This window comes from Saccharothrix coeruleofusca (assembly GCF_017876325.1).
Lineage (GTDB): Bacteria > Actinomycetota > Actinomycetes > Mycobacteriales > Pseudonocardiaceae > Actinosynnema > Actinosynnema coeruleofuscum.
Genome location: NZ_JAGINV010000001.1, coordinates 6,289,025 through 6,308,986 on the forward strand (window position 1 = coordinate 6,289,025; position 19,962 = coordinate 6,308,986).

Genomic DNA, 19,962 nt, shown 5'->3' on the forward strand with positions numbered 1-19,962 from the left:
CACCTCACATACGCTCTGACCTGCGTATACATAGTGTGTATACCCCGTGTGTATAGTGGCGCCCATGTCGATCGGACACACCCTGCTGGGCTTGCTCGAAAAGGGCCCAAGACACGGCTACGACCTCAAGCGGGCCTATGACGAGCGCTTCGGGCAGGACCGCCCGCTGCACTACGGGCAGGTCTACACAACGCTGTCCCGACTGCTGCGCAACGGCCTGGTCGAGGAAGCGGGGGTGGAGGCGGGCGACGGTCCCGAGCGCAAGCGGTACGCCATCACCGACGCGGGCGTCACCGACGTCGAGAAGTGGCTGAGCACGCCCGAGAAGCCCGAGCCCTACCTGCAGAACACGCTCTACTCCAAGGTCGTGCTGGCCCTGCTGTCCGGTCGCGACGCGGGCGACGTGCTGGACACCCAGCGCTCGGCGCACCTGGTCACCATGCGCGAGCTGACCAAGCGCAAGGCCGCCGGTGACCTCGCCGACCAGCTGATCTGCGATCACGCCCTGTTCCACCTGGAAGCCGACCTGCGGTGGCTGGAGCTCACCGCCGCCCGGCTGGACCGGCTCAAGACGGAGGTCGTCCGATGAGGGCGCTGCTGGAAGCCACCAACCTGCGCAAGTCGTTCGGGCCGACGCCCGCGCTGGACGGCGCGGGCCTGTCCGTGCGGGCGGGCGAGGTCGTGGCGGTCATGGGGCCGTCCGGCTCGGGCAAGTCGACGCTGCTGCACTGCCTGGCGGGCATCCTCCAGCCCGACTCGGGCACCGTGCGCTACCGGGACGCCGAGCTCAGCTCGATGCCCGACGCCCAGCGCAGCGAGCTGCGCCGCACCGACTTCGGCTTCGTGTTCCAGTTCGGCCAGCTGGTGCCCGAGCTGAGCTGCCTGGAGAACGTCGCCCTGCCGCTGCGGCTGGGCGGGATCAAGCGCCGCGCGGCCGAGTCCCGCGCCCGCGAGTGGCTGGAGCGGCTGGAGGTCACCGGCGTCGCCGACAAGCGCCCCGGCGAGACCTCCGGCGGCCAGGGGCAGCGGGTCGCGGTGGCCCGCGCGCTGGTCACCGGGCCGAGCGTGGTGTTCGCCGACGAGCCGACCGGCGCGCTGGACTCGCTCAACGGCGAGCGGGTGATGCAGCTGCTGACCGCCGCGGCCAGGGAGACCAACGCGGCGGTCGTGCTGGTCACCCACGAGGCGCGGGTGGCCGCGTACTCCGACCGCGAGGTCGTGGTGCGCGACGGCAAGTCCCGCGAAGTGGAGCCCGCGAGGTGAAGCGCTGGTTCTCCGACCTCGCCCTCGGCGTGCGGCTGGCGCTGGGCGGCGGCCGGACCTCGTGGGTGCGGCTCGTGCTGACCGGCGCGGGCATCGGGCTGGGCGTGGCCGTGCTGCTCGCCGCGTCGTCGGTGCCCACGATCTTCGCCGAGCGCGCCGAGCGCAGCTCACAGCAGGCGGCCATCCCCGGCGAGGCGGACGACCGCGCCCTGTACCTCAGGTGGTGGATAACCGAGTACCGCGCCGAGACGGTCGACGTCCGGTACATGATGGCGGGCGGGCCGCAGGCGCCGGTGCCGCCGGGCATCCCCGCCGTGCCCGGCGACGGCGAGATGTACGTCTCCCCCGCCTTGCGGGAGCTGCTGGACTCGCCCGAGGGCGAGCTGCTGCGCGAGCGCTTCCCGCAGAAGGTCATCGGCAGCATCGGCGACAACGCCCTCACCGCGCCGCACGACCTGGTGGCCATGGTGGGCGATCCGAGGATGCCTCGGGACTCCGCCGACCCCATCGCCAGGTTCGGCGGCCCCACGCAGGCGCAGGACCTCGGCCCGTTGCTGACGCTGCTGGTCATCGTGGGCTGCGTCGTCCTGCTGTTCCCCATCCTGGTCTTCGTCGGCATCAGCACCCGGCTGGCCGGGGCCCAGCGCGACCGCAGGCTGGCCGCGCTGCGGCTGGTCGGCGCGGGCGCCCAGCGGGTGCGCCGGATCGCCGCGGGCGAGGCGCTGCTGGGCGCCGTCATCGGGCTGGCGGTGGGCACCGGCCTGTTCATGATCAGCAGGCGGTTCGTCGAGGACGTGCGGCTGCTGGGGCTCAGCGTGTTCACCGGCGACCTGACCCCCGTGCCGTGGCTGGCGGTGCTGATCAGCGCGCTGGTCCCGGTGCTGGCCGTGGTCACCTCGGTGCTGGCGATGCGCCGCACGGTGGTGGAGCCGCTGGGCGTGGTGCGCCACACCAAGCCGGTGCGCAGGGTGCTGTGGTGGCGCCTGGTGCCGATCGCGCTGGGCGCGGTCGCGCTGCTGACCCAGGCCGGTTCGATGGGCGAGTCCTCCGGCGGCGCGGGCAACCAGGAGGTGCTGATCGGCGGGATCGTCCTGCTGCTGCTGGGCATCCCCACGATGCTGCCGTGGGTGGTCGAGCGCTCGGTGAGCAGGCTGCGCGGCGGCGCGCCGTCGTGGCAGCTGGCCATCCGCAGGCTGCAGCTGGAGAGCGGCACGGCGGCGCGGGTCGTCGGCGGGGTCGCGGTGGTGCTGGCGGGCGCGATCGCCCTCCAGTCGGTGCTGACCAGCGTGTCCGCCAAGATCATCGAGGAGCCGCTGTCCGAGGCCGACCGCGGCAAGGTGCACGTCAGCCTGCGCCAGGAGCCGCAGGACCTGGCCCCGCAGGCGGTGGGCATGCTGGAGCGGGCCGAGGGCGTCAAGCGGGTGCACACGACGCAGTCGCTCGCCTACCGCACGGACACCCGCAACTACCAGGGGATCACCATCGGCACGTGCGAGGCGATGACCGCCTTGACCGCCCTGCCGGACTGCCAGGACGGCGACGCCTTCATGGTCGTCAACCAGGCGGCCACCGGGAACCCTGCCGTCGCACCGGGCACCACCGTCACCGCCTTCAGCGAGGACGAGGAGATCACGAAGAGCTGGACCGTCCCGCGGTACGAGTTGGTGCGGGCCGAGATCGTGACGCGCAACACGTCGGGCTTGTTCCTCACGCCCGCCGCGGTGCGCGGCGCGGACCTGCCGCCAGGCCGGACCCAGATCATGGTCGAACTCGACCAGAGCAAGGCCGACGCCGTCGAGCACGTGCGCAACGCGGTCGCACCGCTAACCTGGCGGACGTTCGTCAGCTTCGTGGGGGAGATCGACATGGCGGATCGGGTGGTGCAGTTCATGAGCGTGCGCCAAGCCCTGCTCGCGGGTTCGCTGATCACCCTGCTGCTGGCCGGGGCCAGCCTGCTGGTGCTCGCGCTGGAGCAGGTGCGCGAGCGCAGGCGGCCACTGGCCGTGCTGGCCGCCAGCGGCGTGCCGCGCGGCGCGCTGGGCCGGTCGCTGCTGTGGCAGAACGCGGTGCCGCTGCTGCTGGCGCTGGTGGTGTCGACGGCGGTGGGCACCGGTCTGGCGGCGCTGCTGCTGCGCGTGCTCGACCTGCCGGTCGCGCTCGACTGGGGCGGCATCGGCCTGCTCAGCGCCGCCGCGGCGGGGTTGGGCCTGGTGGTGACGGCGCTGACGCTGCCGTCCCTGCGCCGGGCCACGGGCGCGCTGGGGCTGCGCTCGGAATGAGCGCGCGGATGCGGTGGGCCGCCGACCTGGTCCTCGGCGTGCGGCTGGCTGTCGGGGGCGGCCGGACGTCGTGGGCCAGGTTGGCGCTCACCGCCGCCGGGGTGGGGCTGGGGGTGACGGTCCTGCTGCTGGCGGCGTCGATCGGCCCGGCCCGCGAGGCGAAGTCCGCGCGGGTCGCGGCCACCGCGCCGTCCTACGTCCAGGACGAGTCCGCGCCGCTGCGGGTGCGGCAGGTGTTCGTGGACTGGCAGGGCCGGAAGATCTCCGGCGTCGAGGTGGCGGCGGTCGGCCAGGGCGCCGCGCCGCCGCCGGGGGTCGGGCGCCTCCCGCTGCCCGGCGAGGTGGTCGTCTCGCCCGAGCTGCTGGAGCTGATGGCGGCCGACGACTCCGCGCGCGCCCGGTTCCCCGAGCGGGTGATCGGCGTGATCGGCGAGGTCGGCCTGCCGCGCCCCAAGTCGCTGCTGTTCTACGCGGGCCTGGCGGACACCGCCGCGGCCGCGCCCGCCCTGGGCTTCGGCGGCGAGTACTACCGGCAGCAGTGGCCCCTGGTCTACGGGCTGCTCGTGGTGGCCGCGATCGTGGCGCTGCTGGTGCCGCTGGCGATCTTCGTGATGGTGGCGACCCGGCTCGGCGCGACCGGCCGGGAGCAGCGGCTGGCGGCGATCCGGCTGGCGGGCGGCAGCCGCGCGCAGGTGCACCGGATCGCCAGCGGGGAGACGCTGGCCGGGGCGCTGCTCGGGCTGCTGGTGGGCGTGGCGCTGTACTTCGCGGCCCGGCCGCTGGCCCGCTTCATCGAGGTGGAGGGGGTCGGCTTCTTCCCCACCGACCTGCTGCCCGACCCGCTGCTGGGGGTGCTGATCGCGGTGGGCGTGCCGGTGGTGGCGGTCGGCTCGGCGCTGCTGGGGCTGCGCGCGGTGGACATCGGCCCGCTGGGCCTGAGCCGTCGCACCGAGGTGCCCGCGCGCCGGGGCTGGTGGCGGTTCGCGCTGGTCGGCGCGGGCGCGCTGGTGCTCGTGTCGATCTCGCTGACCAGCGACTTCTGGAGCGTGATGACCGATCCCGTCGTGACGCTGGCGCTGGGCGCGGGCATCGGGCTGGTGCTGGTGGGCACCGGCGCGGTGCTGCCGTGGCTGGTCGGCCGGGTCTCGCGCGGGCAGGTGGAGGGCATCGCGCCGATGCTGGCGCTGCGCGGCCTGCGCCACGACCGGAACACCCCGCGCGTGCTGGCGGGCGTGGTGGTCGTGCTGACCGGTTCGCTGACCCTGCAGGTGCTGCTGTCCGCGGCGGCGGACTTCACCGCGGACAGCTTCGGCGCGGGCACCGCCGACGAGGGCACCGGCCGCTGGACGCTGGCGCTGTCCGAGCCGACCCCGTTGCGCGAGCTGGAGGAGGCCATCGCCCTGGTGGGCGGGGTGCGCCGGATCAGCGAGGTGCGCTGGGGCGCCACCACGGGCGGGAAGCCGCACGGGGTGGTCAGCACCGACTGCGCCGAGCTGGCGCACATGCTGGGCGTGCGGGACTGCGCGCCGGGCCGGGCCTACTGGGTGCACGACGGGCGCGACGCGCCGCGTCCGGGCACCCGGACGGTCCTGGCGGGCCGGGACTGGACCATCCCCGACTACCAGGTGCTCATCGACACCCCCTCCGACTCCCGGCTGCCCGCGGGGCTCCTGGTGGCGGGCGGCGCGGACCCCGTGCTGAGCGCGCTGCGCCCCTACCAGCTGGTGGTCGAGGGCGACCCGGACGCGGCGTTCGCCGATCGGCTGCTGGCCGCCACCGGCCGCGTCGACCGGGCCGTGCGGCTGTCGACGGGGCAGAGCGCGCAGGTGGAGCTGTTCACCTCGCTGCGCAGCGGCGTGATCGGCGCGTCGGTGCTGCTGACCCTGCTGGCCGTGGTCGGGCTGGCCGCCGCGGCGGTGGACCAGGTGTGGGAGCGCCGCCGCCCGGTCGCGGTGCTGGCCGCCAACGGCGTGCCGAGGCGGACGCTGGCGGCGGCCGCGGCGTGGCAGGCGGCGGTGCCGACCGCGCTGGGCCTGGCCCTGGCCACCCCGCTGGGTCTGGGCACCGCGTGGCTGCTGGTGCCCTCCGAGCGGTTCCGGGTGGACTGGAGCGAGGTGGTGGTCACCGTCGGGACGGCCGCGGTGGTGGTGCTGGCGGTGTCGCTGTGCACGCTGCCCGCGCTGCGCTCGGCGATCCGCCCGAGCGCCCTGCGCACCGAGTGAGGCGGGCCCTCCGCTCCCCTGACCGGTCCTCCCGGCCGCACGATCGTGTGACCTGGGGAGCCGGACCGGCCCGCTGCCCCTCCCAGCCGTCATGCGAGATCAACTCAACGCGGAGCTGCTGGCCATGGCGCGGGCGGGCGACGCGGGCGCGTGGCGGCGGATCGTGCGCGGGTACGAGCGGCTGGTGTGGGGCGTGGCGCGGGCGCACCGGCTGGCCCCGGAGGACGCCTCGGACGTCTGCCAGGCGACCTGGCTGGCGCTGGCGCAGCACCTGTTCCGCATCCGCGAACCGGAGAAGCTCAGCGCCTGGCTGGTGATCACGGCCCGTCACGAGTCCGTGCGGGTGCTGGCCCTGCGCGGCAGGCAGGAGCCGGTGGACCTGTGGGGGCCGCCGGACCCCACGCCGGAGGACGTGGCGCTGGACAACGACCGCGCGCGGGCGCTGTGGGCCGCGTACTCCTCGCTGACCGACCGGTGCAGGCAGGTGCTGCGCCTGGTGGCGCACGCCCCGGAGCTGTCCTACGCCGAGGTGTCCTCGGCGCTGGGCGTGCCCACCGGCAGCCTCGGCCCCATGCGCAGCCGCTGCCTGGCCACCCTGCGCCGCCGCCTGGTGCCGGAGCTGGTCGGATGACCCGCGACCTGCTGGCCGACCTGGCCGACCTGCTCAACCGGGTCGACCCCGTGCCCGCGCCGCTGGCCGACGCCGCGGCGGCGGCGCTGGCGCAGCGGCTGGACCCGGCCGTGCCGCTGCCGCTGATCGCCGACTCCGCGCTGGAGGACCCCGAGGGCGTGCGCGGCGTCGGCGGCGCGCGGACGCTGCGGTTCGCCGACCTCGACCTGCGCCTGGAACCGCGCGGGCGGCGGGCCGTGCACGTCGTCGGGCGGGCGCGGGAGGCGGCCGACGCGGTGGTGCGCTGGCCGGGCGGGGGCGCGTGGGCGGCCGCCGAGCGGGGGTGGTTCCAGTTCGAGGGGGTGCCGTGCGGGCCGGTGGCGTTCGTGCTGCGCGGGCCGGGGCGGGCGGACCGGGGCACCGGGTGGTTCGTCGCGTGAGCCACGACGACTGCCTGGCGCTGGTCGAGTCCGGCCAGCTGGCGCGGGCCCAGCGGGTGGCCGAGGAGGGGCTGCGCGCGGCGAGCGGGGACGCGGATGGGGACGCGGGCGGGGACAGGGCCGGTTTCCGGCTCACCCTGGCCTGGATCGCGCTGGACCGGGGCGACCCGGCGGCGTGCGCGCGGCACCTGGACGCGGTGGCGGCCGAGGCCGGGGCGACGGTGCGGCACCTGGCTCGGGCGCGCTGCCTGCGCGGGCTGCTGCTGTGCCAGCAGGCCGACCCCCGGCTGGCGGTCAAGGCGCTGACCGCGGCGGTGCGGCGGCTGCGGGGCGACCACCGCTGGCAGGCCAACGCCCTGATCGGGCGCGGGATCGCGCGGTGCTACGCGGTGCGCCCGGCCGAGGCGGACGCCGACTTCGCCGCCGCGCGGGCGCTGCTGCTGTCCATCGGCGAGCCGGAGCGGGCGGCGATGGCGCTGCACAACCGGGGCTTCGCGGCGGTGCTCGCGGGCGACCACCCGGCCGCGCTGCGGCACTACGAGCGGGCCGCGAGGGAGGGGCTGCGCGTGGCGAGCAAGCCGGAAGCGCTGGTGGACCGGGCGCAGGCGCTGCTCGCGGCCGGTCTGGTGGCCGAGGCGCGCGAGGTGCTGCGGCCCGCCGTGGCGCTGCTGGACCGGTGCGACCGGGGTTCACGGCTGCCCGAGGCGCTGCTGCTCGCCGGGCGCTGCGCGCTGCGCGACGACGACCCGGCGGCGGCCCGCGACCTGGCGGCGCGGGCTGCGACGATGTTCCGCGCGCAGGGGCGGGCGGCCTGGGTGCCCGCCGCGACGGCGGTGGCGCTGCGGGCCGGTGCCCAGGCCGTCGAGACCGCTGTCGAGATCGCCGCGGCGTGCGACGCCCACGGCCACCACGAGGACGCCGCCGAGCTGCGGCTGGCCACCGGGGCCCTGGTCGAGGCCGCCGCGCGCAGGCACCGGGGCACCGCCCGCGCGCGGGCGCTCGGCTGGCTGGCCCGCGCCCGGCTGGCGGGCGACCGCCGGGCGGCGGTCGCCGCGTGCCGCGCCGGGCTGGCCCTCCAGCCACCGGACCAGCACCCCGGCCCCGAGCTGGTCGCCATCGCCCTGGACCACGCGCTGGCGGCCGGTGACGCCATGGCGGTGGTCCGCTGGGCCGAGCACCGCCGCGCCGACCCGCCCGCACCGGTCCCCGCCACCGCCCGCCCCTCCGCCGAGCTGCGCCTGGCCCGCGCCCGCGACGACCACGACGGGATCGTCCGGCTGGAGCGGGAGATCCGCAGGCTGTCGCTGGCGGCGGGCACCGACCGGCGGCACCGCGCGTTCCCCGACCCGGCGGCGCTGGGCGAGCGGGCCCTGCTCCACTTCACCAGCCACCGGGGCCGCCTGGTCGCGGTGTCGGTCGTGGCGGGCCGGGTCCGCCTGCGCGACGCGGGCGACGCGCGCCGGTTCGACCACCACGTCCGGGCGCTGGCCCTGGGCCGCAACGCGACCGCGATCCGCGAGCTGGACGGCCTCACCGCACCGGCTGGCGACCGCCCGCTGGTCGTCGTGCCCAGCCCCGAGCTGGAGCGCCTGCCGTGGGCGGCGCTGCCCTCGTGCCGGGGCCGCGCCGTCTCCGTCGCCCCCTCTGCGGCGTGCTGGCTGCGCGCGGCGCGCACACCGCTGGCGCTCGACCGCCGCCTGTGGGTCGCGGGGCCGGGCCTGCGGCACGCGGTCGCCGAGGTCCGCGCGCTGCGGCGGCGGCACGGCGGCGCCCAGCGCTCCACCGTGGAGTCCACACTGGACGCGCTGGCCCGCGCCGACGTCGCGCACATCGCCGCGCACGGCGAGTTCCGCGCGGGCAGTCCGCTGTTCTCCCACCTGCGCCTGGCCGACGGCCCGCTGCACGGCCACGACCTGGACCGCCTGGAGCGGGCTCCGGCGGTGGTGGTGCTGTCGGCGTGCCACTCCGGACTGGCCCCGCTGCTGCTGCGGCGCGGCGCGCGGGCCGTGATCGCCTGCGTCCGCGACGTGCCCGACGCCCGAGCGCCCGCGCTGATGGCCACCCTGCACGCCGCGCTGGGCACCGGCCCGGCCCAGGCGCTCGCCGACGCCCAGGCCGAGCACGGCGATCTCGGGTTCAGCTGCTTCGGCGCGGGCTGAACCGCCGCACCGCCGCCGCGCGGGCCCGCTCGGCGGGCTCCCCGGCGTGGCGGAGGCGGGCCACCTCGGCGGCCACCCTCGGCGCGGCGAACGACGTGCCGCTCCACCGCGCGAACCCGTACTCGCGCGCCGCCGAGCCGGGGACGAGCCGGACGAAGCTGCTCACCACGTCCACCCCCGGCGCCACCGCGTCCACCCAGTCCCCCCGGTTGCTGAACGGCGCGTCCGCGCCCACCGCCACCACCCGGGGCAGCGCCGCGGGCCACGTCGGCCGCTCGCTCGCGCCGTTGCCCGCCGCGGCGACCACCACCGACCCGGCCAGCCGCGCCACCGCGTGCCGCAGCACCGGCGGGCAGGTGTCGTCGGCGGTCCGGCAGCCCGAGCTCAGCACCACCACGTCGGCCCCGCGCACCGACCTCAGTCCACGCGCGACGGTGACGTCGTCGGACAGGCCGAGCGAGGACAGCACCCGGCGGTGCCGCACGCGCACCCCCGGCGCGTGCCGGACCAGCACGCCGGTGACGAACGTGCCGTGCCCGGCCTGGCGGTCCTGGCCGGGGCGGCCGTCGGCGTCCAGCACCTCCGGCGGGTGGCCGCCCTCGGCGAACCACGCCCGGTGGGCGAACCACGGGTGCGGGTCCAGCCCGGTGTCCAGCACCGCGGCGGTGACCGCCCAGGCCTCGTCCGACGGCGGCGCGGGCGGGGCGGCCGAGGCGGGCAGCGGGTGCGCCGTGCCGATCATGATCGGGCTGCCCACGTGCACGTGGTTCGGGGCGATGCCCAGGCCCACCTCGCGCGCGATGCGCACCGGCTGGTCCCGCTCGGCGGGGCGGAGCCGGACGCGGGTGAACCCGGAGGCCGCGGGTTCGGCCAGCCGGTCCACCCACCGGCGCAGCCGGTCGACCGCCTCCGGGAGTCCATCCGGAGGTATCAGTACCTCACCTGAACGGACCAAGCACTCCGTCGGTCCGCCGGGTCGTGCACCAGCAGGTCGGGCCGTTCCCGGCGCCAGCGGTCCACCAGCTCGACGACCGGTTCCAGGCCCGCACCCTGCGCTAGTCCAATGTCCACAGCGGACAGGGTGCCGGGTTCGCGCTCCGTCCACAGCGGACGTCCCGGGTAGTCACCTGATGCGGTGACCACGACGGACGGTGTTCGAGTTCCCCGCCCGCGCCCCGGACAGCCGCAACAGACCGCCCTTCCGAGTGGGTTAGGGCTCGCGGCGTTCGCAAAAGCGGTGACCAGTGCTAGACATAGCACCACGTCGCCCCTCCGAACGGTCCGCCCGTTCGCCGCAGTCCCGAACGGTGGTGATCCCGTGGCCATCAGCAACGCCGTGCGCCGCACCGGGTCGCTGCTGCTGCGGGCCGCGGCCGTGGGCGGGTTCGCGGGCGCCGCGTGGCTGCTCGGGTCGGGGGTCGCGGCAGCGGTCTCGGACGACCCGGCGGACGAGGTGCGGGCGGCGCTGGACGCCGTGCGGCAGGCGGCGCACCAGGAGCAGGCGGCGCACCAGGACGAGCTGATCGCCGCGCTGCTCGACCAGCGGCTGCCCGGTCCGCCGCGGCTGGCGGTGCTGGAGGTCGTGCCCACCGAGCAGGTGGTGCCGGTCGAGCATCCCGCCGACCCCGCCGAGCCGGAGTGGGAACCCGTCGCGGCGGGCTTCCACTCGGTCGGCCTCCACTCGGGGAACCTCCAGGTGTCCGGCCGCACCGGCGCGGTGTCCAACACCGTGCCCCCGGAGGTGTACCAGGCCAAGGTGGCCGCGCGGGCGGAGGCCGCGCTGGCGCTGGCGCCGCCGGTGCCCGAGGCGACCGCCCCCGTCCCGCCACCTCCGCCCGCGCACGCCCCACCCGCCGCCCCGGTGCGCACCGCGCCCGCCGAACCCGCCCCGGCGGCCCCCGTGGCCCCGGCCGTCCCGGCCGTGCCGGATACACCTGCGACACCTGATCTGACCTGGGAGAACCCGGAGCCCGGCGCTCCTTCTCCGGCCTCGCAGCACGCCCCGGCCGCGCCCAGCGCGCCCATCGCCTCGTCGAGCACGCACGACAGCTCGAACGGCCACCGCGGCGGCGGCACCGTCGCCCTGCTGACCGCCCAGTCCGCCCTCCAGCCCGCCACCGCGTGGTCGGTCGAGCGGCGCGACGACTGGCGGTCCCCCGGCAGCGTTCCCGGCCTGCCGAGCACCTCACCCGACTGAGCGACCCGACCGGGTGCCGCGGCACCCGTGTGCCCCGAGGACACCCCTGCGCGCACCTCCGGCACTCCTCCGGGCACACCGCGGCAGTCGTCTCGCGGTAGCACCCACCCGCAGTACCGGCACGACCTCGCACTCCCGTCCTGCCGACCGCGCCCCGGCAGGAACGGGGCAGGTCCCGTCGCCACGCTGCCCCCGTGGCGCTGGGACCACGCCGAAGCCTGCGGCGGAACGCCCTCCCTGGAGCGTTCCGCCGCAGGTCTCCGGTCCGCGCGCCGCCGGACCCCGGCCCATCGAGGGGCTGCGCCGGGGTCCGGCGGCAGCGACCACCCGACCAGGGGTCACGCGACCGGGGGTCACGCGACCGGGGGTCACGCGACCGGGACGTCCACCTCCGCGTCGCCCTCCACGCCCGTGCCGGACACGGTCGCGGCGACCAGCCCGAGCCTGCGCACCGCGTCCCGCAGCACTTCGGCGGGCAGCACGTACGGCAGCCGCAGCCAGCGCTCGAAGCCCCCGTGCGCGCCGAACCGCGAGCCGGGCACCAGCCGGATGCCGTGGTTCTGCGCCACCACCGCGACCCGCGTGCTCACCGGCGCGTCCAGCTCGCACCACACGCTCAGCCCGCCCGACGGCCTGCGGAAGCGCCACCGGGGGCAGTGCTCCCGCAGGCCCGCCATCAGCACGTCGCGCTGGTCGGCCAGCTGCGCGCGGCGCGCGGCCAGCGCGGGCTCCGGGTCGGCCAGCAGCTCGGCCAGCACCATCTGGTCGAGCACCGCGGAGCCGAGGTCCAGCGCGGTGCGGCCCGCCACCAGCCGGTGCACCACCTCCGGCGTGGCGCGGATCCAGCCGATCCGCAGACCGCCCCAGTGCGACTTGCTCGCCGAGCCCAGGGTGATCACCAGGTCCTCGCCGAACGAGGCGACCGGCGGCGGGCCGTCCAGCGGGTCGCCGTCGAGGTCCAGCTCCACCACGGTCTCGTCGACCACCAGCGGGGTGCGTGCGCGCCGGGCCAGTTCCACCAGCTCGGCGCGTTCGGCCGCGCCCATGCGGTGCGCGGTGGGGTTGTGGAAGTCGACCACCAGGTACGCCATCCTCGGCGCGGCCTGGCGCAGCGCGGCGGCGATGCCGGGCAGGTCCCAGCCGGTCTCGGTCATCGCCACCGGCACCGGGATCGCCGACACGGCCTTGATCGCGTCCAGCGCGTTGGGGTAGCTGGGCTGCTCCACCAGCACCCGGTCGCCCGGCCCGGTCAGCAGCCGCAGCACCAGCGCCAGCGCGTGCTGCGCGCCGCTGGTGACCAGGATCTGCTCCGGCGAGGTGGGCAGGCCGCGCGCCTCGTACCGGGCTGCGATGCGCTGCCGCAGGTCGGGCAGGCCGTGCTCGTAGTAGCCGTGGTCGGCCAGCCGCTCGGGCATCCGCAGCCGCACCGCGTCGAACGCGGCGAGCGTGCTGGGGATCGCGGGCGGGGCGGCGCGGGCGAAGTCGACCATGCTGTGCCCGACCAGCGGGGTGTCCGGCGCGATCCCGAGGTGGCCGGTGGGCAGGCTGACCCAGGTGCCCGCGCCGCGCCTGCTGGCCACCAGGCCCTCGGCGCGCAGCTGGTCCAGCGCGGCGGTGATCATCGTCCGGCTGACCGGCAGCGCGTCGGCCATCTCCCGCTCGGCGGGCAGCCGGGTGCCCGCCGGGAGCCTGCCGTCCAGGATCAGCATCCGGATGGCCGCGGCGAGGTCGGCCGAGCCCTGGCGGGCGCCGCGCCGCCGCCACTCGCCGAGCAGCCGGGCGAGCCGGAACCCGGAAATACGTCCACTTGCTGGGAAACCTAGCTCCACAAGGCCAATTATTGAGTATTGGTCATGGATAAGGAAGCCAAAGGGCGCTCAAGATGGCCAAGTGCTTGCCGCTCTCACGCCGGTCCCGGTCACCATCGCACCTACACGTCGGATCATCCAACTTCTGGTGGGCCTGTGGCTCTACGGCGCGAGCATGGCGCTGCAGATCCGCGCCGCGCTGGGCCTGAACCCGTGGGACGTGCTGCACGAGGGACTGGCCGAGCGCACCGGGCTGAGCTTCGGCACGGTGACCGCGCTGGTCGGCGTGCTGGTGCTGCTGTGCTGGCTGCCGCTGCGCCAGCGCCCAGGGGTGGGCACGGTGAGCAACGTGCTGGTCATCGGCGTCGCGGTGGACGTGACGCTGGCCCTGCTGCCCGCGCCCACCGGGTTGGCGGTGCGCGTGCTGTTGCTGGCCGGGGGCGTCGTGCTCAACGGCCTGGCCGCCGCCGTCTACATCGGCGCCCGGCTCGGCCCCGGCCCGCGCGACGGCCTGACGACCGGGTTCTGCGCGCGGACCGGGACCTCGCTGCGCCTGGTGCGCACCGCGGTGGAGGTGATCGTGCTGGCCGCGGGCTGGCTGCTGGGCGGCACCGTCGGCGTCGGCACGGTCCTCTACGCGCTGGCCATCGGGCCGCTCACCCAGGCGTTCCTGCCCCCGGTCACCTGGGTGCGGCCACGACCCGCCGCCTGACCTCGGTGTAGTCCACGCCGAGCCCGGCCAGCACCTCGGCCACCAGTCCCCGCCCGGACAGCAGCGCCAGCACCAGGTGCTCCCGGTCGAGGGTGCGGTGGCCGAGGTCCTTGGCCTCCACCAGGCAGCGGGCCAGCGCCTGCTTGGCCGCCGCGTCGAAGGGCAGGCCGAACAGCGCCCGCCCGCGCCGGGGGCGTCGCGCCAGCGCGCCCTCCCCCAGCGCCGCCTCGACCGAGTCGACGACCTGGTCCACGTCGATGCCCAGGCCGCGCAGCGCCTCGGTGTCGGCGTCGCTGAGCCCGCCCTTGCGCCGGGCCCGCTCGAAGGCCGCCTCGACCTCCGCGCGCGCCAGCCCGAACTCCGCCAGCACCGGTGTGTCCAGCACCGCCAGCAGCAGGTCCTCCGGCTCGATCCGGTCCGCGTCCCGGCGTTCCGCCTCGCGGACCGCCTCCCGCACCGCCTGCCGCGCCTGCCTGGTGAACCGCTCCGCGATCATCGGCTTCCCCCGTGCTTCTTGTGCACCGCCTGCCTGCTCACACCCAGTTCGGCGGCGATCTCCTGCCACGACCACCCACGCGCGCGGGCGTTGCGGACCTGCACCGCTTCGAGCTGTTCGAGCAGCCTGCGCAGCGCGCTGACCGCCCGGAGCCCGACGCGGGGGTCCTGGTCGCCCGCCGCGACCGCCAGTTCCGTTGCCTCCGCCATGACGTCAACTTTGGTTGACAACAGCCCTCGTGTCAACCCAGGTTGACACGATTCCACCCATCGGGCCGCTTCACCCCTCCGGCGAGTGGCCTGCCGGGCGGATCAAGGAATTCGGGCGCGGCGATTGGCGGGAAGTGGCGCACATCACGTGGAAAGGTGGGGGCCTGGATTGGTGGCGAACCCGGAAATGGCGAAAGCCCCACCGCCGGAGGCGAGTGGGGCTTTCCACGTGCTGGTGGCCAGGGGCGGGGTCGAACCGCCGACCTACCGCTTTTCAGGCGGTCGCTCGTACCAACTGAGCTACCTGGCCAGGTAGCGGCCCGGCCTCAGCCGAACAGCCTTGCGACCCAGACGGGACTTGAACCCGCGACCTTCGCCGTGACAGGGCGACGCGCTAACCAACTGCGCCACTGGGCCTTGCTCTCTTACAGTACTACGTGCCCCCAACGGGATTCGAACCCGCGCTACCGCCTTGAAAGGGCGGGGTCCTAGGCCGCTAGACGATGGGGACCTCGTTCCTCCAGCAGCCCGTGTGGGCCACCTTCTTCCCAGGCCCTCCAACCGCTGTCCGGTGGAAGCATCGTAAGCATATGACACGTCCCCCCGATACTCCAAAACGGGGGGGTCAAAACTTTCTGACCTGCAATTTCTCCACCCCCGGACGGCCGTCGCCCCCACCGGGCTGGTGGCGAGCGGCCCACCCCGGACGCACCTCGGGGGCGCGTCCGGGGTGGGCCGCCACTGGCGCGCCTACCGCTGGACGGGCGGGACCCCGCCGTCCTCGCCCGGCACCAGGCCGAGCATGTCGAGCAGCAGCCGGCAGTCCTCGGCGCTGGTGGCGCCGCGCGCCACGGACAGCCGAGCCCGGTGGACCTGCTCGTCGGAGATGCGCGAGGGCTCCCCGGTTCGTTGCGCGGGCACGCCTCCGCTGCCCGGCCTGGACACGATGTCGTCCTGGTTCCACAGGAACTGGCGAACTTCTAGGGACCCGCTCATGACGCCTCCCCGACTTGAGGTTGGCGCGAGATTAAGTGAGCCCTGCGAAGTACCGCAGCCCCCCGGAGAGTGATTCGAAGCCGACGGAGTGTCACTTTCCGTGCAGGTACCCCGGTGTCAAGTGGGGCGTGATGTGCTTGTGGCGAACAGGAAGGACGCGCACCCATGACGCAGCCCCAACCCGACCCCACCCCTGGGCAGACGCCTGAGCAGCCCCTTGGGCAGACCCCGCCCGCCGCGGGCGCGGAACCGCCCCCGGCCCCGTCGATGGCCGCCTTCGAGGCCGACCTCGACGCGCTGATGAACGAGAAGATGGGCGAGCTCGACGGGATGCTCGCGGGCCTGGAGCAGCTCGTCGACCGGCTGGAGGGCGAGATCAGCCAACTGGAGGACCTGCCCGATGAGCCGCCCGCGTAACCCTTACCCCCCACGGGTATCCTCGGACTGACCAGTCACGAGGAAACGAGGGCACATGGCAGTCACCACCTACACCGTCACCGGCATGACCTGCGGCCACTGCGTCAGCTCGGTCACCGAGGAGCTGACCGCCCTGGAGGGCGTCACAGGCGTGGACGTGCGGCTGGAGACCGGGGCGGTCACCGTGACCAGCACCCGCGAGCTGGGCCTGGACGAGGTCAAGGCGGCGGTCACCGAGGCGGGTTACGAACTGGCGGGCTGACCTCGCGCCCGCGTCGGGGAAATGTTTTCCCGACACGGGCGCGCACCGTGGCGGATTTGCCGCCGCGACCCCGCGAAATGCCGAAAGCCGTGCTCACGGGGCACGCCGAGGTCCGGTCCGACGCCGCCCGGACGACCCGCGACCTGCGGTGGCGCGCCCCCGCGCCACCGCGGGTCCAAGATTTCCCCTCAACCCACTCCCGCCGCCCTGCCGCGCGTGCAAGAATCCGATTTGCTGACACACCCCCGGTCAGCGCCTGTGGAGATCCCCTCCAGGCCCCCGCGTTCCTCCCCCTGGCGCGGGGGCCTCTCCATGCACACACCTGTGACCAGCGCCACACTTTGCGGTCTTCCGCAATCCAACCGTTATCGTGACGCGGTGCCTCTAGGTCCCCTTGGACGCTCGAAGTCCGGCCGTCACCGGCCCCCCGCCCGCGAACAGGAAGAACTGGTTCCCGACGAGGAGCTGCAGTCCTACCTGGCGGCGCTGGCCCCCGAGACGGCCGACCCGGAGACGACGGGTTCGGGCAGCAGCTTCGGCAACGCGCAGGTCTACCAGCTCCGCCTGCAGCTCATGGCCAACGAGCAGCTCAAGGAGCTGGCCGCGGAGCGGCAGACCTCCCCCCAGGCGCTGGCCACCGAGTGGGTCATGCAGCGGCTGGAGTGGGAAGCCCGCCAGCGCGGCTACTAGTCCCCCGCACGCGAGCAGGCCCCCGACCGCGGTGAGCGGTCGGGGGCCTGCGCCACGCCTTGGATCAGACCGCGCGCACGTTCTGGGCCTGCGGCCCCTTGGTGCCCTGCCCGATCTCGAACTCGACCTTCTGGTTCTCCTCCAGGGTGCGGAAGCCGGAACCCTGGATCTCCGAGTAGTGCACGAAGACGTCAGGCCCCCCGTTGGCCTGGGCGATGAAGCCGAAGCCCTTCTCGGAGTTGAACCACTTCACAGTGCCCTCTGCCATCTGCCTGCCTCCATCGCAGGAAAGCTTGGGGCTGCACCGTGCAGCCCCGGCCGTCCCGGGGCGTTTCCCCCCACCGGTGGGGCGGGAGACAGCACGCCCGCGTGTCGTTCCGCGAGCGTGAGACACGAACACAGAAACCACGGCCTGCGTGGCCGAGCGTATCGGTTGATCACAGCGAGCACTACCGCTGACGGGCGGTCGGCTCACTTCTCCGTGATCTCGGGCGGCTCCGGCAGCTCGACCTCGGCCTCGCCGAGGTTGCGCTCCAGCGCGCCGCGCCACGCGCCGCTGTCGACCATCTTCTCGATGGCCTGGTTGATCTTGGCCCGCCCGGCCTGGTCGTCCTTGGCCAGGCCGATGCCGTAGCGCTCGGTGGTGAACTTCTGCCCCACCAGCTTGAGCAGCTCGGGGTTCTCCGCGACGTACCCGGCCAGGATCGCCTGGTCGGTGGTGACCGCGTCGACGTTGCCCGCCAGCAGCGCCACCACGCAGTCGGAGTACTGGCCGTACTCCACCAGCGTCACGTCCCGCGCGAACTGGTCCTTGACCTTCTGCGCCGAGGTCGACGCGGTGACCGAGCACAGCCGCTTGCCGTTGAGCGTCTCCGGGCCCTTGATCGCCTCCTCGGTGAAGCGGACCAGCAGGCCCTGCCCGGTCTCGAAGTACGGACCGGCGAAGGCGATCTGCTCCTTGCGCTTGTCGGTGATGGAGTAGGTGGCCACGACGAAGTCGACCGCGCCGGTGGTGATCAGCCTCTCCCGGTCGGCGGAGCGGGCCTCCACCCAGGTGATGCCGTTCTCGGGCACGCCGAGCTCGCCCGCGACGTACTTGGCCACGTCGACGTCGAACCCGACGTACTTGCCGTCGAGCCTGCGCTGCGCCATGCCGGGCTGGTCGAACCGGATGCCGATGGTCAGCTTCCCGTCCTGGGCCCGGCCCTCCAGGGTGTTCTCGTCCGCCCCGCCGCAGGCGGTGGTGAGCACCAGGGCGGCGACCGCGGCGGTCGCGGGCAGCAGTCGTCGGAACAGCATCAGCTGCGCACCTCTCGATGGTGGGTGTCGTGGTGCGGATCTGCGCACCGAGCGCCAACATGCTAAGCAGCGAAAAAGGGCCTACTTGCACGGTCAAGCGTGGGATGCGTCGCAATTCCGGCCCGGCGCGGCGGAGGTGGGCGCCCACGTAACCGCGTGGTCACGATCGCGCACCGAGCCGTTCACCGGCCCCGCCGGGATGATGGGCCGATGGACCTGGATCACGCGCGCGACGTCATCAGGAAGCAGCACCGGGCGGTGCTGGCCACCATGCGGTCGGACGGCACGCCCCAGATGTCACCGGTGCTCGCCGCCCTCGACGACGGGGGCAGGATCGTGATCAGCACTCGGGAAACCGCTTACAAGGTGCGGCAGGTGCGCAACGACCCGCGCGTCTGGCTGTGCGTGCTGCCCGACCAGTTCTTCGGCCGGTGGATACAGGTCGACGGGATCGCGGAGGTGGTGTCGCTCCCGGCGGCGATGGACGGGCTGATCTCCTACTACCGCGCCATTTCCGGCGAGCACCGGGACTGGGCCGACTACCGGGCGTCGATGGTCGCCGAGCGGCGCGTCCTGCTGCGCGTGGAACCGCACCGGGCGGGCCCCGACCGCAGCGGCTGACCGGGTCGCGCGGTAACGCCCCCGGTTCGTCGAACGATTCCAGGTGACACTTGGGGATGCGGCGGAGCAGGTGCGCGAGATGAGCAGTGGCAGACATGCCCTGGTGGTGGGCTCGGTAGCGGCACTGGCGGCGAGCGCACTGCTGGTCGTGCTGGTCAACGGCGGCCAACCGCGGCCGGTGGACGTGCGGCGGGTGGACACCGGTCCGACCGGGCCGGACGTGCTGAGCGCCACGTTGGCCACCAGCGTCCAGGCCGTCCGCTCCACCGAGGTGGCGCCACCACCGCTCCCCCGGTCGTTCCCCGCGCCGCTGCCCGCCCAGCCGCCCGCGGTCACCACGCCGCCGCACCCGGTCACCGTGACCACCACCACGACGGCGCCGCCGCCCACCACGACCACCGCCCCGCCGTCCTCCGAGGTCCAGCAGGCGCCGCCGGAAGGGTCGGACGGGTGCGACCACGCTTACGTCACCAACACCGGGTGCGTCCCGTGGGAGTTCCCCCGGCACGTGTGGTGGACCTGCCTGTGGTTGCGGGAGCAGGGCATCACGCGCGTCGAGGTGCCCGGCCGCGACCGGCACCACCTCGACACCAACCGCGACGGCGTGGGCTGCGCCCCGCGCTAGCCGTCCCGGCGGGCGGCGCGCTCAGAGCGGTCGGACGAGCGCGGCCACGGCGGCGAGCACCGCGGCCCGGTGCTCGGGGGCAGGCTCCCGACCGGCCGCCCCCGGCAGCGCCTTCAGCGACCAGGAGGCGGTGTCCCAGCTGATCACCAGCGCGATCACCATGGCCATCAGCTCCACCGCCGGGATGTCGGCGCGGACCCGGCCCGCCCGCTGGGCGGCCTCGACGGCGGCGATGTTGCGCCGGTACTCCGCCGCCTCGGCCTCGACCGGCCGCTGCCGCTCCAGCCCCGCCCACAGGTACAGCCGGGTGATGTGCGGCCGCTGCCGCAGCCGGTCGTACAGCGCGCCCGCGTAGGCGGGCAGGTCGCCCGCGTCGATCGCGACCGCCTCCGCCAGCTCGGTCATGCTCTCCGCCACGACCCTGTCGAACAGCTCTTCCTTGGTCCCGAAGTGCATGTAGATCGACCGCTTGTTGGCCGCGGCGGTCTCGGCGATGCGGTCGACGCGCGCGCCCGCCAGGCCGTGGGTGGCGAACTCCTCGACCGCCGCCCTGAGCAGTCGCCGCTTGGTCTCGGTGGCGTCAGGTGGCATGGGGTCACCGTACATAACCATCCAGATGTTTACAGAGGCGGCGCGTTCGTGTACGAATGTATCTAG

Annotated in this window: 22 protein-coding genes and 3 tRNA genes; 14 read left to right on the forward strand and 11 right to left on the reverse strand. The window is 74.8% G+C overall.

The annotated features are described in order from the left end of the window. Nucleotides 1–64 precede the first annotated feature (64 nt). The 7 genes from JOF41_RS28690 (at nt 65) to JOF41_RS38420 (ending at nt 8,973) form a co-directional block, all read left to right on the forward strand. Nucleotides 65–589: a PadR family transcriptional regulator gene (locus tag JOF41_RS28690; protein WP_189223979.1), complete on the forward strand. Its 525-nt coding sequence runs from the start codon at nt 65–67 to the stop codon at nt 587–589. After that, on the forward strand, nt 586–1,263 hold the full coding sequence (locus JOF41_RS28695; RefSeq protein WP_189223978.1) for an ABC transporter ATP-binding protein: 678 nt from the start codon (nt 586–588) through the stop codon (nt 1,261–1,263). The genes JOF41_RS28690 and JOF41_RS28695 overlap by 4 nt, the downstream gene beginning before the upstream one ends. Continuing rightward, nucleotides 1,260–3,542 carry an ABC transporter permease gene (locus tag JOF41_RS37965; RefSeq protein ID WP_209623194.1) on the forward strand — a complete coding sequence of 761 codons (2,283 nt, stop codon included), beginning with the start codon at nt 1,260–1,262 and terminating at the stop codon, nt 3,540–3,542. Before JOF41_RS28695 ends, JOF41_RS37965 begins: the two co-directional genes overlap by 4 nt. Continuing rightward, a complete protein-coding gene (locus JOF41_RS28705) occupies nt 3,539–5,764 on the forward strand; it encodes an FtsX-like permease family protein (RefSeq protein WP_209623196.1) in 2,226 nt (741 codons plus the stop codon). The genes JOF41_RS37965 and JOF41_RS28705 overlap by 4 nt, the downstream gene beginning before the upstream one ends. A 91-nt stretch (nt 5,765–5,855) precedes the next feature. After that, on the forward strand, nt 5,856–6,395 hold the full coding sequence (locus tag JOF41_RS28710; RefSeq protein WP_209623197.1) for an RNA polymerase sigma factor: 540 nt from the start codon (nt 5,856–5,858) through the stop codon (nt 6,393–6,395). Next, the gene (locus JOF41_RS28715; RefSeq protein ID WP_189223974.1) at nt 6,392–6,814 is read left to right on the forward strand and encodes a hypothetical protein; all 423 of its coding nucleotides are present in this window, start codon (nt 6,392–6,394) and stop codon (nt 6,812–6,814) included. Before JOF41_RS28710 ends, JOF41_RS28715 begins: the two co-directional genes overlap by 4 nt. Beyond that, nucleotides 6,811–8,973 carry a CHAT domain-containing protein gene (locus tag JOF41_RS38420; protein ID WP_209623199.1) on the forward strand — a complete coding sequence of 721 codons (2,163 nt, stop codon included), beginning with the start codon at nt 6,811–6,813 and terminating at the stop codon, nt 8,971–8,973. Before JOF41_RS28715 ends, JOF41_RS38420 begins: the two co-directional genes overlap by 4 nt. On the opposite strand, the gene JOF41_RS28725 is transcribed toward JOF41_RS38420, so the two are convergent. Continuing rightward, nucleotides 8,951–9,928: a S8 family peptidase gene (locus tag JOF41_RS28725; protein ID WP_244989716.1), complete on the reverse strand. Its 978-nt coding sequence runs from the start codon at nt 9,926–9,928 to the stop codon at nt 8,951–8,953. The genes JOF41_RS38420 and JOF41_RS28725 overlap by 23 nt on opposite strands. A 363-nt stretch (nt 9,929–10,291) precedes the next feature. Between JOF41_RS28725 and JOF41_RS28730 the strand changes: the two genes are divergently transcribed. Then, nucleotides 10,292–11,170 (forward strand): hypothetical protein, encoded by an 879-nt coding sequence (locus JOF41_RS28730; protein WP_209623201.1) that lies wholly within the window; start codon nt 10,292–10,294, stop codon nt 11,168–11,170. 368 nt (nt 11,171–11,538) lie between these two features. On the opposite strand, the gene yczR is transcribed toward JOF41_RS28730, so the two are convergent. Then, nucleotides 11,539–12,999 (reverse strand): MocR-like transcription factor YczR, encoded by a 1,461-nt coding sequence (gene yczR / locus JOF41_RS28735; RefSeq protein WP_189223971.1) that lies wholly within the window; start codon nt 12,997–12,999, stop codon nt 11,539–11,541. Between the two features lie 61 nt (nt 13,000–13,060). Here yczR and yczE point away from each other — a divergent pair, with 61 nt between their 5' ends. Beyond that, nucleotides 13,061–13,690: a membrane protein YczE gene (gene yczE, locus JOF41_RS28740; RefSeq protein WP_209623203.1), complete on the forward strand. Its 630-nt coding sequence runs from the start codon at nt 13,061–13,063 to the stop codon at nt 13,688–13,690. Here the strand turns inward: yczE and JOF41_RS28745 are convergent. The 6 genes from JOF41_RS28745 to JOF41_RS28770 form a co-directional block, all read right to left on the reverse strand. Then, nucleotides 13,659–14,186, reverse strand: coding sequence for a Clp protease N-terminal domain-containing protein (locus JOF41_RS28745; RefSeq protein WP_189223969.1), 528 nt, complete (start codon nt 14,184–14,186; stop codon nt 13,659–13,661). The genes yczE and JOF41_RS28745 overlap by 32 nt on opposite strands. After that, nucleotides 14,183–14,395 carry a helix-turn-helix domain-containing protein gene (locus tag JOF41_RS28750; protein WP_189223968.1) on the reverse strand — a complete coding sequence of 71 codons (213 nt, stop codon included), beginning with the start codon at nt 14,393–14,395 and terminating at the stop codon, nt 14,183–14,185. The genes JOF41_RS28745 and JOF41_RS28750 overlap by 4 nt, the downstream gene beginning before the upstream one ends. A 233-nt stretch (nt 14,396–14,628) precedes the next feature. After that, nucleotides 14,629–14,705: transfer RNA gene (locus JOF41_RS28755), tRNA-Phe, on the reverse strand. A 33-nt stretch (nt 14,706–14,738) separates the two neighbouring features. Beyond that, a tRNA-Asp gene (locus JOF41_RS28760) sits at nt 14,739–14,812 on the reverse strand. Nucleotides 14,813–14,833: 21 nt separating this feature from the next. Then, nucleotides 14,834–14,906 (reverse strand) — tRNA-Glu (locus JOF41_RS28765). 239 nt (nt 14,907–15,145) lie between these two features. Continuing rightward, a complete protein-coding gene (locus tag JOF41_RS28770; RefSeq protein ID WP_189223967.1) occupies nt 15,146–15,391 on the reverse strand; it encodes a hypothetical protein in 246 nt (81 codons plus the stop codon). A gap of 165 nt (nt 15,392–15,556) precedes the next feature. Between JOF41_RS28770 and JOF41_RS28775 the strand changes: the two genes are divergently transcribed. The 3 genes from JOF41_RS28775 (at nt 15,557) to JOF41_RS28785 (ending at nt 16,760) form a co-directional block, all read left to right on the forward strand. Then, complete coding sequence (locus JOF41_RS28775; RefSeq protein WP_189223966.1) at nt 15,557–15,808, forward strand: hypothetical protein; 252 nt, start codon at nt 15,557–15,559, stop codon at nt 15,806–15,808. A gap of 55 nt (nt 15,809–15,863) precedes the next feature. Then, entirely contained in the window at nt 15,864–16,070 is a 207-nt protein-coding gene (locus tag JOF41_RS28780) for a heavy-metal-associated domain-containing protein (protein WP_189223965.1), read from the forward strand. Nucleotides 16,071–16,448: 378 nt separating this feature from the next. Continuing rightward, entirely contained in the window at nt 16,449–16,760 is a 312-nt protein-coding gene (locus JOF41_RS28785; RefSeq protein WP_189223964.1) for a hypothetical protein, read from the forward strand. A 64-nt stretch (nt 16,761–16,824) separates the two neighbouring features. On the opposite strand, the gene JOF41_RS28790 is transcribed toward JOF41_RS28785, so the two are convergent. Then, entirely contained in the window at nt 16,825–17,028 is a 204-nt protein-coding gene (locus tag JOF41_RS28790; protein WP_189223963.1) for a cold-shock protein, read from the reverse strand. A 203-nt stretch (nt 17,029–17,231) separates the two neighbouring features. After that, complete coding sequence (locus JOF41_RS28795; RefSeq protein ID WP_189223962.1) at nt 17,232–18,059, reverse strand: glutamate ABC transporter substrate-binding protein; 828 nt, start codon at nt 18,057–18,059, stop codon at nt 17,232–17,234. A 210-nt stretch (nt 18,060–18,269) separates the two neighbouring features. Between JOF41_RS28795 and JOF41_RS28800 the strand changes: the two genes are divergently transcribed. Both JOF41_RS28800 and JOF41_RS28805 read left to right on the forward strand, forming a co-directional pair. After that, on the forward strand, nt 18,270–18,680 hold the full coding sequence (locus tag JOF41_RS28800; RefSeq protein WP_189223961.1) for a PPOX class F420-dependent oxidoreductase: 411 nt from the start codon (nt 18,270–18,272) through the stop codon (nt 18,678–18,680). Nucleotides 18,681–18,759: 79 nt separating this feature from the next. Further along, nucleotides 18,760–19,305 carry a hypothetical protein gene (locus JOF41_RS28805; protein ID WP_209623206.1) on the forward strand — a complete coding sequence of 182 codons (546 nt, stop codon included), beginning with the start codon at nt 18,760–18,762 and terminating at the stop codon, nt 19,303–19,305. Between the two features lie 21 nt (nt 19,306–19,326). Here the strand turns inward: JOF41_RS28805 and JOF41_RS28810 are convergent, their stop codons facing one another. Beyond that, nucleotides 19,327–19,896 (reverse strand): TetR/AcrR family transcriptional regulator, encoded by a 570-nt coding sequence (locus JOF41_RS28810; protein ID WP_189223959.1) that lies wholly within the window; start codon nt 19,894–19,896, stop codon nt 19,327–19,329. Nucleotides 19,897–19,962 lie beyond the last annotated feature (66 nt).

Excerpts from the sequence above, each read along its gene's own strand:
- JOF41_RS28690 (WP_189223979.1), top strand. The coding sequence starts at position 65 with ATGTCGATCGGACACACCCTGCTGGGCTTGCTCGAAAAGGGCCCAAGA.
- JOF41_RS28695 (WP_189223978.1), top strand. The coding sequence starts at position 586 with ATGAGGGCGCTGCTGGAAGCCACCAACCTGCGCAAGTCGTTCGGGCCG.
- JOF41_RS28705 (WP_209623196.1), top strand. The coding sequence starts at position 3,539 with ATGAGCGCGCGGATGCGGTGGGCCGCCGACCTGGTCCTCGGCGTGCGG.
- JOF41_RS28710 (WP_209623197.1), top strand. The coding sequence starts at position 5,856 with ATGCGAGATCAACTCAACGCGGAGCTGCTGGCCATGGCGCGGGCGGGC.
- JOF41_RS28715 (WP_189223974.1), top strand. The coding sequence starts at position 6,392 with ATGACCCGCGACCTGCTGGCCGACCTGGCCGACCTGCTCAACCGGGTC.
- JOF41_RS28745 (WP_189223969.1), bottom strand. The coding sequence starts at position 14,186 with ATGATCGCGGAGCGGTTCACCAGGCAGGCGCGGCAGGCGGTGCGGGAG.
- JOF41_RS28750 (WP_189223968.1), bottom strand. The coding sequence starts at position 14,395 with ATGGCGGAGGCAACGGAACTGGCGGTCGCGGCGGGCGACCAGGACCCC.
- JOF41_RS28770 (WP_189223967.1), bottom strand. The coding sequence starts at position 15,391 with ATGAGCGGGTCCCTAGAAGTTCGCCAGTTCCTGTGGAACCAGGACGAC.
- JOF41_RS28775 (WP_189223966.1), top strand. The coding sequence starts at position 15,557 with ATGACGCAGCCCCAACCCGACCCCACCCCTGGGCAGACGCCTGAGCAG.
- JOF41_RS28780 (WP_189223965.1), top strand. The coding sequence starts at position 15,864 with ATGGCAGTCACCACCTACACCGTCACCGGCATGACCTGCGGCCACTGC.
- JOF41_RS28790 (WP_189223963.1), bottom strand. The coding sequence starts at position 17,028 with ATGGCAGAGGGCACTGTGAAGTGGTTCAACTCCGAGAAGGGCTTCGGC.
- JOF41_RS28795 (WP_189223962.1), bottom strand. The coding sequence starts at position 18,059 with ATGCTGTTCCGACGACTGCTGCCCGCGACCGCCGCGGTCGCCGCCCTG.
- JOF41_RS28800 (WP_189223961.1), top strand. The coding sequence starts at position 18,270 with ATGGACCTGGATCACGCGCGCGACGTCATCAGGAAGCAGCACCGGGCG.
- JOF41_RS28805 (WP_209623206.1), top strand. The coding sequence starts at position 18,760 with ATGAGCAGTGGCAGACATGCCCTGGTGGTGGGCTCGGTAGCGGCACTG.
- JOF41_RS28810 (WP_189223959.1), bottom strand. The coding sequence starts at position 19,896 with ATGCCACCTGACGCCACCGAGACCAAGCGGCGACTGCTCAGGGCGGCG.